Annotated in this window: 10 protein-coding genes; 2 read left to right on the top strand and 8 right to left on the bottom strand. The window is 72.0% G+C overall.

Annotated elements, in window-relative coordinates; all coding sequences use genetic code 11:
• Positions 1–72: 72 nt before the first annotated feature.
• Positions 73–1,293 (bottom strand): polysaccharide pyruvyl transferase family protein, encoded by a 1,221-nt coding sequence (locus L0P92_RS37265; RefSeq protein ID WP_234767499.1) that lies wholly within the window; start codon positions 1,291–1,293, stop codon positions 73–75.
• Positions 1,294–1,577: 284 nt separating this feature from the next.
• Here L0P92_RS37265 and L0P92_RS37260 point away from each other — a divergent pair, with 284 nt between their 5' ends.
• Positions 1,578–2,141 (top strand): hemerythrin domain-containing protein, encoded by a 564-nt coding sequence (locus L0P92_RS37260; RefSeq protein ID WP_234767498.1) that lies wholly within the window; start codon positions 1,578–1,580, stop codon positions 2,139–2,141.
• Between the two features lie 46 nt (positions 2,142–2,187).
• Here the strand turns inward: L0P92_RS37260 and L0P92_RS37255 are convergent, their stop codons facing one another.
• From L0P92_RS37255 to L0P92_RS37225, 7 genes are all read right to left on the bottom strand, one after another.
• A complete protein-coding gene (locus L0P92_RS37255; RefSeq protein ID WP_234767500.1) occupies positions 2,188–2,715 on the bottom strand; it encodes a hypothetical protein in 528 nt (175 codons plus the stop codon).
• Positions 2,716–2,858: 143 nt separating this feature from the next.
• Positions 2,859–3,581, bottom strand: a complete 723-nt coding sequence (locus L0P92_RS37250) for a metallophosphoesterase family protein (RefSeq protein ID WP_234767497.1) — start codon at positions 3,579–3,581, stop codon at positions 2,859–2,861.
• Positions 3,578–3,865: a BON domain-containing protein gene (locus L0P92_RS37245; protein WP_234767496.1), complete on the bottom strand. Its 288-nt coding sequence runs from the start codon at positions 3,863–3,865 to the stop codon at positions 3,578–3,580. Before L0P92_RS37245 ends, L0P92_RS37250 begins: the two co-directional genes overlap by 4 nt.
• Complete coding sequence (locus L0P92_RS37240) at positions 3,862–4,512, bottom strand: hypothetical protein (protein WP_234767495.1); 651 nt, start codon at positions 4,510–4,512, stop codon at positions 3,862–3,864. The genes L0P92_RS37245 and L0P92_RS37240 overlap by 4 nt, the downstream gene beginning before the upstream one ends.
• 192 nt (positions 4,513–4,704) lie before the next feature.
• Positions 4,705–5,811, bottom strand: coding sequence for an NAD(P)/FAD-dependent oxidoreductase (locus tag L0P92_RS37235; RefSeq protein ID WP_234767494.1), 1,107 nt, complete (start codon positions 5,809–5,811; stop codon positions 4,705–4,707).
• Between the two features lie 264 nt (positions 5,812–6,075).
• Positions 6,076–8,286 carry a catalase/peroxidase HPI gene (katG, locus tag L0P92_RS37230; RefSeq protein ID WP_234767493.1) on the bottom strand — a complete coding sequence of 737 codons (2,211 nt, stop codon included), beginning with the start codon at positions 8,284–8,286 and terminating at the stop codon, positions 6,076–6,078.
• Between the two features lie 24 nt (positions 8,287–8,310).
• The gene (locus tag L0P92_RS37225; RefSeq protein ID WP_234767492.1) at positions 8,311–8,760 is read right to left on the bottom strand and encodes a Fur family transcriptional regulator; all 450 of its coding nucleotides are present in this window, start codon (positions 8,758–8,760) and stop codon (positions 8,311–8,313) included.
• A 185-nt stretch (positions 8,761–8,945) separates the two neighbouring features.
• Here L0P92_RS37225 and L0P92_RS37220 point away from each other — a divergent pair, with 185 nt between their 5' ends.
• The gene (locus L0P92_RS37220; RefSeq protein WP_234767491.1) at positions 8,946–10,322 is read left to right on the top strand and encodes an alpha-lytic protease prodomain-containing protein; all 1,377 of its coding nucleotides are present in this window, start codon (positions 8,946–8,948) and stop codon (positions 10,320–10,322) included.
• The last annotated feature ends 145 nt before the right edge of the window (positions 10,323–10,467 follow it).

Here is a 10,467-nt window from a genome sequence, read left to right as displayed (position 1 = left end):
GGGTGACGGTCGTGGCGGGGCGGGGTGGTTCCAGGATCGGCATCGCTTCTCCCGTCGAGGGGTTCGGTTGCCTCAGGTCGGCCGTCCGGGTGCCCGGGTGAGGAGCAGGTTCGGGTCCGCCGTGCGCGGCGCGTCGTGCCGTGCCCCGCCGTCGATGCTGTCGAGGAGGGCTCCGCAGCGGGCGCAGGTCTCCCGGGCCAGCGCCCGCAGCCCCTGGACCCGGCTGTTCAGGTCCCGCTGCCGCCGCGGGAACTCGTCCCAGAGCCGGTCCACCTCGGCGAGCAGCAGACCGGCCTGCTCCCGGTCCACGCCGACGAGTTCGGGCGCGCCGGTGCGGCGGGCGAAGTCGAAGACCTTGCCGGAGTACGGCAGCGGCAGCACCGGCAGGCCGGCGAGCGCGGCGAAGATCACGACGTGCAGGCGCATGCCGACGACCATGTCCAGATGGCTCATGAAGCCGAGGATCTCGCCGGGGCTGTAGGAGTTGTGCAGGATGCGGCCCAGGTCCGGGGCGCTCATCCGGGACAGCACACCGTGGGCGTGCCGCACGTCCTGGCGTTCCATCGGCACGAAGACCACGTGTGCGTCCAGCCGCCGGGCGAGGAAGTCGGCGACCTCGGCGAGCAGGGCGTGGTAGCCGTCCTCGTCGAGCTTCTCCGCCGCGCGGCCGGGCTCGCGTACGGACATCCCGATGAGCCGGGCGTCGAGCGGGAGGCCCTCGTGGCGCTTCATCCGCTCGGTGAAGGGCTCGGGGGTGAGCAGCAGTGCCGGGTCGGCGGTGACGGTCAGCTCGCCCTCGACGCCGACCTCCTCCAGGACCAGCCGGGACTCCTCGTCGCGTACGACGACCTCGGTCATCTGCGGCAGTACGGTGCGCACGGCCTCGCGGTCGTCGGGATCGCGCAGCGGCCCCGCGCCGACCGCGTAGGCGAAGGTGGGCACGCCCCGCTCGTGGGCGGCCTTCACCAGCCGCAGATAGCGGCGCGCCTCACCGTCGTAGAGGATCCCGCCGCCGCCCAGCACCAGCAGGTCAAGGCCGGCGAGGGCGTCGAGGAGGGGTTTTTGCGGGACTCCCTCCCAGTCGACGGCCTCGTCGGCCTCCGGCTGGTGGGCGCGGGTGTGGCCGGCGTTGCGGCCGAAGACGACGAGCCGGGCGTGCGGGCGGTGGGCGCGCAGGCAGCCCAGCACACACCGCAGAATCGCCTCGTCGCCGATGTTGAAGCCGCCGTAGGAGCCGAGCAGGCCGATCCGCGGAGCCGACGGGACGGGTGCCGGGGGCGGGTTGATCGTCATCCGGAACTCCCGTTCGCAGGAGACGGGCGGGCCCGCGGGTGCTGTGCGGGACTACAGAACACCCCCCAGGGGTCTCTGGGGACGGCGGTACGCCGTCGTGGCGTCGGGACGGCACGCCCCGGGTTGCCCGGGCCTTTCGGCGGAAACCTCACCTCGGACCAGTATGGGCGCTCGTGCCCCGCCCGTCCTTTCCGCCGCCCCTCGTGTGAGTCCGTCGGGCGCGGGCACTCGGGGGCGGCGGCGGGTCCCGTCCGGGCCGCCGTCCCGTTCTGGAGGTGGAGACCATGGGTCATGGTGGGAACGTCATCGACGAGCTGGTGACCGATCACCGCGAGGTGGAGGAGATGTTCGGCCGGATCGAGGCGCTTCCGTACGGCGACAAGGACCGCAAGCTGGTCGCCGACCAGGTCACGATGGAGCTGGTGCGGCACTCGGTGGCCGAGGAGATGTATCTGTACCCGGCCGTGCGGGAGCATGTGGCGGGCGGGGACGCCATGGCGGACCGGGAGATCGGCGATCACTCCAGGGCCGAGCAGATCATGAAGGACCTGGAGGGGTGCGACGCCGGCGATGCCGAGTTCGACCGGCTGATGGGGGCGCTGATGACGGAGGTCCGCTCGCACATCGCCGACGAGGAGCAGAACCTCTTCCCCAAGCTGCGCGCGGCCTGTCCGCCGGAGGCGCTCGACTCCCTCGGTGACAAGGTGCGTCAGGCGAAGAAGCTGGCGCCGACCCGTCCGCACCCGTCCGCCCCGGACAAGCCGCCGGCCAACAAGCTGCTGGCTCCGGGCGCCGGCCTCGTCGACCGTATGCGGGACGCGCTGACGGGACGCGGCAAGAAGGGCTGACCCGGCGTACGTCCCTGGCGACCCGACCCGACGCGCCGGGCAGGGCTCAGGCGATGAGCGCCCGGCCCGGGTCGAGGCGTTCGTGCAGTGCGGGGCGGTGCAGGCCGGCCACGGGGGCGAGGAGGTCGGGGTGGCGCAGGAGGGCGGCTGCCTCGCGGTCCCGGGCGTCCGGCGAGACCAGGCGGCGGAACCGGACCGGGACGCCGCTCGCGTGATCGCCGTCGGCGAGCGCGGCGACCGCCAGCCGGGCCAGTTCGTCGTCGGTGAGCAGACAGGCCGCCCAGCTGGCCACGACCTCGTCCACCCAGGTGCGCCAGGCGAAGTCGTCCGTGTCGTCGTGCGCGGTCGCGTCCGCGCCGGTGATCCAGTCCAGGGCGGCCGAGCCACCGGGCCCTGCCATCCCGACCAGTGCGGCGTCCGTCGGCGTCGGGTAGCGCAGCCAGGCCGCGACGGTGACGGCCTGCCGGGCCTGCACTTCGCCCAGCGCGGCGGCGAGCGCGCCGCCGCACGCCGGGTAGGAACGCGTCAGCCATTGGGTGGTCGCCGCGATGAGCGGGGAGAGATCTGCGAGCACTGCGGGGCCGTCCGGGGTACTGGCGGGCACGGGATCCCTGAAACGGTAGCCCGGCGCCCCGTCCGCCCGACATGCCCGCGCCCTGTCGATCGACGTGGCTTCGCCTACACCCCGCGCACGTCGCCCCGCGGGCAGGCCCGGGTTCAGCGCGCCAGGTGGTAGACGTGGAAGGCCCTGCCGATGACCGGCTGGGCGACGTTGCGGACCTTGACGCCGCCGCTGGTCATGCCGTGCTCGGTGCCGAGGTGGGCGTGGCCGTGGACGGCGAGGTCGGCGCCCGCGGAGTCGATCGCCTCGGCCAGCAGGTAGCTGCCGAGGAACGGGTAGATCTCGGGCGGCTCTCCGGCCAGGGTGTCCGGCACCGGGGAGAAGTGGGTGAGGGCGACGCGTACGTCGCAGTCCTGGTCCCGCAGTTCCTCCAGGGCGGCCCGCAGGGTGTCGGCGCGGTGCCGGGAGTAGCGGACGAACTCCTTCATGATCGGCTCGCCGAACTCGCCGGCGCAGCGGCCCACGAACCCGCCGCCGAAGCCCTTGGTGCCGGCCACGCCGATGCGCGCGCCGTTGTTGTCCACGACGGCGGCCCGGCCTTCGAGGACTCGTGCGCCCGCGTCCTGGAGCACGGCGGTGACCTCGTCCGCGCAGTCGGCGTGGTGGTCGTGGTTGCCGAGGACGGCGACCACGGGGACCGCGAGGTCCTTGATCTCCCGTGCGACGACCTGGGCCTCCTCGAGGGTGCCGTGCCGGGTGAGGTCCCCGGCGAGCAGCAGGACGTCGGCGCTCTCGTGCAGGGTCTCGAACGAGGGACGGAGCACGCCCTGGCTCTCGGGGCCCATGTGGATGTCCCCGACGGCCGCGATCCGGATCATTCGACCTCCTCGGCATGGTCGGGCGCGGCGTTGTCCGCGACCACGATGTCGCAGTGGACCGGGTGTCCCGGCAGCTCGGCGCGGGCGCTGCGCAGGATGTCGTCGCGGCACTGGGCGGACGGGACGGTGCCGGTCAGCAGGATCGCCTCGCCGCGGATCTCGATGCGCACGCCCAGCTCGCCGAGGGGCCCGGCGGCCAGCTGGTCGGTGAGGTGGGCCACGAGGTAGTCCAGGTTGCGCGCGTCGCCGGTTCCCCGGGCGGGCCGGGTGCCATGGGGGCTCATCGGTGCTCCTCCGTCGCGGAGATCACGTTCAGCCTCTCCAGGAGGAAGAAGAACGCGGCGGGCATCGGCTCGTCCCCGCAGGAGCGCCGTACGTCCTCCCAGTCGACCTTCTCGCGCAGGGCGCGGGCCGCGGCGAGCACCGGTCCGAAGTCGCAGTAGTGCTCGGAGAACGCCTGGATCAGTCCGCGCATGAGATCGGTCGGCGCGAGCACGGGCATGTGCACCGAGTCGACCGGGATCTCCTGTGCCCGGGCCAGGATGTCGGTGGTGACCGGGCGGTGGGCCATCTCGAAGAGGAGGTCGACCTCCTGGCCGAGGCAGGTGGTCTTCATCAGCCAGTCCTCCGGCGGCGTACGGACCGTGAGGCCGGCCTCGGCCAGCGTGTCGGCCACCGCCGCGGCGTCGGAGCGGCGCACGCAGAAGTCGGCGTCGTGCTGGAGGTGACCGCTCCCGCCGTGCGCGTACACGGCCACGCTGCCGGCCAGGGCGAAGGTGTGCCCCTTGCGTTTCAGCAGCGCGCCGACCTGTTTGGCCGCCTCCAGGATCGCCTGACTGCGGTCCCGGGGCAGCTCCTGACTGTTCAGCGGGCGCGGCTCGGGGAATCCGGGCTGCCGAGCGGGCGCCGTGTTCTCCCGGTCCCTCGTCATCACGCCTCCGTTCCCCACCCGGTCCGGCCGGGGCTCGGTGAAGGCTCCGAGTACCCGGCTCGCCCGGTTTCGACCGCGCACCCCGAGGGGGCGCGGGGCCGTATCGACATGCGGCTCCGCCGCGTGGGCGCGACCAGCCACGACGGCGCCGCGGTCGAACGACACCCCATGGCGGCCCGCCCGGCGGAGCGCCTACGCCGCGGTGTACCCGAGCTGGCGCCTCATGTAGGGCGTCATGAGGGTCTTGGCCTTGGCGAGGGTGGTGGTGCGGCCGCCGAGGACCGCGGTCTCGCCGCCCGGCACCGGCAGCATCGTCACCCCGTCGGCCGGGCCGAACGGGACGATGAGCGGGGTGCGGTGGATCGGCCGGTAGAAGCGGGGCTCCTTGCGGTGTTTTCCGGCGCTGTTCAGGTAGGCGCGGATGTTGTGGGCGGCCAGGTCGGCCTGGGCGAGCGCGGCCGGGGTGATCTTGACCTCGGTGGCGTCGTTGACGTCGCCGACCGCGAACACCTCCAGCCATCCCTGGACCCGCAGGGCCTGGTCGACCTTCACGTGGCCGGACGCGTTCAGCCAGTCCCCGTGCCCGGCCAGCCGCAGCCAGAGCGTGTTGGGCGTGGTGCCGGTCGCCCAGAAGGAGCGGTCGGTCTCGATGACGTTGCCGCGGGCGTCGCGATAGGTGCCGAAGTCGTTGCCGGGGGACATGAAGGCGTCCAGCCACACCTCGACGCCGTGCGCCTCCAGCCAGCCGCGTGCCTTGCGTCCGGCGCGCTCGCTGCCGGTGGCGTGCAGCAGTTCGGGCCCGGAGTGGGCGAGCGTGACCCGTGCGTCCGGCCGGGCGAGACGGATCTCGGCGCTGAGTTCGACCCCGGAGGGGCCGCCGCCGACGACCAGGACGTGTTCGGCGGCGGCGATGTGCTGCTGGTGCGTGGCGAAGGACTTCGCGGCCTCCTCGACGGTGGTGCCGGCGAACCGGGCCGGTTCGGGGTAGTCGGCGCCGGTCGCGATCACCAGTACGTCGTACGGGAGTCGCTCCCGGGTCGCGAGCACGACCTGGCGTTCGGTGGTGTCGATGCGGACGGCCTTGCCGACGGCGACGCGGCCGTTGCGCAGCAGGCGATCGTACGGGATGAACGGGCTGTGCGACCACTCCCGGCGCACGCCGGCGCGCAGGGAGGCGATGCGGTGGAAGAAGACTTCCTTGCGGTCCACCAGCGTGACCCGTGCCGTGGTGTCCAGTCGTTTCGCGAGACGGACGCCGGCGTAGCCGCCGCCGATCACCACTACGTCGCCGTCGAGCACGCCGAGTCTCCTGTGCTGGTGGGGGGAAGGAGGGGCGAGTGGCGCGGCGGGCGGGCCGTGTCCGGCCACTCGGCCCCCTCTGGCCACTCCCCTTTCGGCGAGCCTAGCGCTTGAAACCTAAAGAATTGATGGGGCTCGGTGTGCGTTCTGTGAAGGGTGCGCGCTGTGAGGTGCCGCGATACGCACGAAAAACGTCCAGGCCGACCCGTGCGGGCCGGCCTGGACGTGCTGTGCGGGGTGGATCAGAGAGAGATCAGACGCGGATCAGACGAGGTCGAACCGGTCCAGGTCCATGACCTTGGCCCACGCCGCGACGAAGTCGTTCACGAACTTCACCTTGGCGTCGTCGCTCGCGTAGACCTCGGCGAGGGCGCGCAGCTCGGAGTTGGAGCCGAAGACCAGGTCGGCACGGGTGCCGGTCCACTTGACCTCGCCGGAGGCGTCACGGCCCTCGAACGTGGTCTGGTCGGCGGACGTGGACTTCCAGGTCGTGCCCAGGTCGAGCAGGTTGACGAAGAAGTCGTTGGTCAGCTTGCCCGGGGTCTCGGTGAGGACGCCGTGCTGCGAGCCGCCCTGGTTGGCGCCGAGGACGCGCAGGCCGCCGACGAGGACGGTCAGCTCGGGGGCGCTCAGGGTGAGCAGGTTGGCGCGGTCGAGCAGCAGGTACTCGGCCGGCAGGCGGTTGCCCTTGCCGAGGTAGTTGCGGAAGCCGTCCGCGGTCGGCTCCAGCGCGGCGAAGGACTCCGGGTCGGTGTGCTCCTCGGTCGCGTCCACACGGCCGGTGGTGACGGGCACCGTCACCTCGACGCCGGCGTCCTTGGCGGCCTTCTCGACCGCGGCGGCACCGCCGAGGACGATCAGGTCGGCCAGGGAGACCTTCTTGGCACCGGAGTTGAACTCGGCCTGGACGCCCTCGAGGACGCGCAGGACCTGGGCGAGCTCGTCCGGGTCGTTGACCTCCCAGCCGCGCTGCGGCTCCAGGCGGATACGGGCGCCGTTGGCACCGCCGCGCTTGTCGCTGCCGCGGAACGTCGAGGCCGACGCCCACGCGGTGGACACGAGCTGCGAGACCGTGAGGCCCGAGGCGAGCAGCTTGGCCTTGAGCGCCGTCACGTCGGCGGCGTCGATGGCCTCGCCCTCGGCCTGCGGCAGCGGGTCCTGCCACAGCAGCGTCTCCGCGGGGACCTCCGGGCCGAGGTACAGGGACTTCGGGCCCAGGTCACGGTGGGTCAGCTTGTACCAGGCGCGGGCGAAGGCGTCCGCGAACTCGGCCGGGTTCTCGTGGAAGCGCTTGGAGATCGGCCCGTAGATCGGGTCGAAGCGCAGCGAGAGGTCGGTGGTGAGCATCGTGGGCAGCTTCTTGGAGTCGCTGTGGGCGTCGGGGATGATCGCCTCGGCGTCCTTGGCCACCCACTGGTTGGCGCCGGCGGGGCTCTGGGTCAGCTCCCACTCGTAGCCGAAGAGGATGTCGAAGAAGTCGTTGCTCCACTGGGTGGGCTTGGTGGTCCAGGTGACCTCGAGACCGGAGGTGATGGCGTCGCCGGCCTTGCCGGAGCCGTAGGTGGACTTCCAGCCCAGGCCCTGCTCCTCCATGGAGGCGGCCTCGGGGTCGTTGCCCACGTGGTCGGCCGGGCCGGCGCCGTGGGTCTTGCCGAAGGTGTGGCCACCGGCGATGAGGGCGACGGTCTCCTCGTCGTTCATCGCCATCCGGCGGAACGTCTCACGGATGTCGCGGGCCGCGGCGATCGGGTCCGGGTTGCCGTTGGGGCCCTCCGGGTTGACGTAGATCAGGCCCATCTGGACGGCGCCGAGCGGGTTCTCCAGCTCACGGTCGCCGGTGTAGCGCTGGTCGTCGAGCCAGGTGGTCTCGGGACCCCAGTACACGTCCTCGTCGGCCTCCCAGACGTCGGCGCGGCCGCCGCCGAAGCCGAAGGTCTCAAAGCCCATCGTCTCCAGCGCGACGTTGCCCGTGAGGATCATGAGGTCGGCCCAGGAGATGGACTGGCCGTACTTCTTCTTGACCGGCCACAGCAGACGGCGGGCCTTGTCGAGGTTGCCGTTGTCCGGCCAGCTGTTCAGCGGCGCGAAGCGCTGCTGACCGCGGCCGCCACCGCCGCGGCCGTCGCTGATGCGGTAGGTGCCGGCGCTGTGCCAGGCCATCCGGACCATCAGCGGGCCGTAGTTGCCGAAGTCGGCGGGCCACCAGTCCTGCGAGGTGGTCAGCACCTCGGCGATGTCCCGTTTCACGGCCGCCAGGTCGAGGGCCTGGAACGCCTCGGCGTAGTCGAACTCGGCGCCGAGGGGGTTCGCGACGACGGGGTCCTTGGCGAGGATCTTCAGGTTGAGCCGCTCCGGCCACCACTGACGGTTGCCGCCGCCCTGCGTCGGGTGGGGGGCGCGATCGTGCGCGACCGGGCAGCCGCCGGTGCCCTCAGTCTTCGCGTCGGTGACGATCGCATCGGGGTTCTCAGCCATGGGAAACCTTCCGAACTAGGTGGATCACAGTGCTCGGGGTGCACTGTTGGCGGTGGAACAGTCGGGGCACAGGCCCCAGTAGGTGACCTCGGCCTCGTCGATGGAGAAGCCGTGGTGGTCGGACGCGGTGAGACAGGGCGCCTCGCCGACCGCGCAGTCGACGTCGGCGACGGCACCGCACGACCGGCACACGATGTGGTGGTGGTTGTCGCCGATCCGCCCCTCGAACCGGGCCGGGCTGCCGGCCGGCTCGATACGGCGGACGAGTCCCGCGGCGGTGAGTGCGTGCAGGCCCTCGTACACCGCTTGCAGGGAGACATGACCTACGCGATCACGCACCCCCGAGGCGATGGCCTCGACACCGAGGTGGTCACCGGCCCGGACGGCTTCCAGCAGCGCGACTCGCGCCGCCGTCACCCGCAGGCCGGCACCGCGGAGCTCCTCGGCGGGGGTCGGAGTCTGGGATGCGGTCATGGCGGACAACCTACCTCGCTAAACACGAATGATTCAAGAAAACGAACGATGAAGCTTTGGCGGCCTCGCGGATGCTCTCCACACCCCCCAAAGCGCGAAAAATCATCTTTTCCGACATCGAGTCATGCCTTTTTGTCAAGGCCTGGAGTGGTCGCAATCCCCTGTACTCGATGGAGGTACCTCGCATGCTCGGCAGACATACCGCGGCTGGCCGCCGCACCGCCCTGACCGTTTTCGGCGCCCTCGTCCTCAGCGGCGTCACCTCGGCCGCGGCGGCCGGGCCGCCCCCCGCGCCGGTGCCCGCGTCCACCGCCGCGCAGACCCTCGGTGCCGACCAGCCGTCCAAGGCGGTGCTGCGGGCACTGGAGCGTGACCTCAAGCTGAAGCCGGGGCAGGCGGCCGACCGGCTGGTCAACGAGGCGGAGGCGGGCGTCCGTGCCGGCCGGCTGCGCAACTCCCTGGGCGAGCGCTTCGCGGGGGCCTGGCTGCGGGGGACGACCGCCGCCGAGCTCACCGTCGCGACCACGCGCGCCTCCGACGTGTCCGCCATCCAGGCCCAGGGCGCGAAGGCCGCGGTCGTCAAGCGGACGCTGAGCGAGCTGCGGGCCGTGAAGGAGAAGCTGGACAAGGCCGCCGACCGGGTCAAGACGCGCGACACACCGGTCTGGTACGTCGACGTGCCGACGAACCGGGTCGTCGTCCAGGCGACCGAGCGGTCCGCCGCCACCGCCTTCATCAAGACCGCCGGCGTCCAGGACGAGGGCGTCGGGATCCGGGTGTCGGCGCAGCGGCCGCGGCTGCTGGCGGACCTCGTCGGCGGCCAGGCCTACTACATCGAGGGCACCGCCCGCTGCTCCATCGGGTTCTCCGTCACCAAGGGCGACCAGCAGGGCTTCGCCTCCGCGGGTCACTGCGGCGACCAGGGCGACTCGACCACCGGCTCCAACATGGCCGCGCAGGGCACGTTCCAGGCCTCCACGTTCCCCGGCAAGGACATGTCCTGGGTGGGCGTCAACAGCGACTGGACCGCCACGGCCGACGTGGAGGGCGAGGACGGCGAGCGCACCCAGGTCACCGGCTCGGTCCAGGCGCTCGTCGGGGCGTCGATCTGCCGCTCCGGCTCCACCACCGGATGGCACTGCGGCACCATCGAGCAGCACGACACGAGTGTCAGCTACTCCCAGGGCACCGTGGACGGCGTCACCGAGACCACGGTGTGCGCCGAACCGGGTGACTCCGGCGGCCCCTACCTCTCGGGGTCCCAGGCCCAGGGCGTGACCTCGGGCGGCTCGGGTGACTGCACGGACGGCGGCACCACCTTCTACCAGCCGATCAACCCGATCCTCAGCGACTTCGGCCTCGTCCTGAAGACCGCGGCGGCCCAGAAGGGCGCTTCGGCTCCGCAGGACAACGGGGCCGCGGACGCCTGGTCCGCGGGCCGCGTCTACGAGGCCGGCGCCACGGTGACCCACGCGGGCGTGCGCTACCAGTGCCTCCAGACGCACCAGGCGCAGGGCAGGTGGTCGCCGGTGGCCACGCCGGCGCTGTGGCAGAAGGTGTAGGGGGTCGCGGGAGTCGTACGGCGTGGGGGGGGGGGGGGCGGGGCCCCCCCCCCCCCCCCCCCCCCCCTCGCGTCTAAAAAAAACAATCCCCCCCCCCCAACCAAAAAACTGATAGATAGCGGGGGTGCGGATGAATAAAAAAATG

The organism is Streptomyces muensis, from assembly GCF_021474425.1.
In the GTDB taxonomy this organism is placed as follows: domain Bacteria; phylum Actinomycetota; class Actinomycetes; order Streptomycetales; family Streptomycetaceae; genus Streptomyces; species Streptomyces muensis.
Note: the sequence above shows the minus strand (reverse complement) of the source record. Positions and strands in the feature narration are given on the sequence as shown.

What these genes read in the sequence shown, in the direction of transcription:
- L0P92_RS37265 (WP_234767499.1), bottom strand. Translation starts at nt 1,293, where the DNA reads ATGACGATCAACCCGCCCCCGGCACCCGTCCCGTCGGCTCCGCGGATC.
- L0P92_RS37260 (WP_234767498.1), top strand. Translation starts at nt 1,578, where the DNA reads ATGGGTCATGGTGGGAACGTCATCGACGAGCTGGTGACCGATCACCGC.
- L0P92_RS37250 (WP_234767497.1), bottom strand. Translation starts at nt 3,581, where the DNA reads ATGATCCGGATCGCGGCCGTCGGGGACATCCACATGGGCCCCGAGAGC.
- L0P92_RS37245 (WP_234767496.1), bottom strand. Translation starts at nt 3,865, where the DNA reads ATGAGCCCCCATGGCACCCGGCCCGCCCGGGGAACCGGCGACGCGCGC.
- L0P92_RS37240 (WP_234767495.1), bottom strand. Translation starts at nt 4,512, where the DNA reads ATGACGAGGGACCGGGAGAACACGGCGCCCGCTCGGCAGCCCGGATTC.
- katG (WP_234767493.1), bottom strand. Translation starts at nt 8,286, where the DNA reads ATGGCTGAGAACCCCGATGCGATCGTCACCGACGCGAAGACTGAGGGC.
- L0P92_RS37225 (WP_234767492.1), bottom strand. Translation starts at nt 8,760, where the DNA reads ATGACCGCATCCCAGACTCCGACCCCCGCCGAGGAGCTCCGCGGTGCC.
- L0P92_RS37220 (WP_234767491.1), top strand. Translation starts at nt 8,946, where the DNA reads ATGCTCGGCAGACATACCGCGGCTGGCCGCCGCACCGCCCTGACCGTT.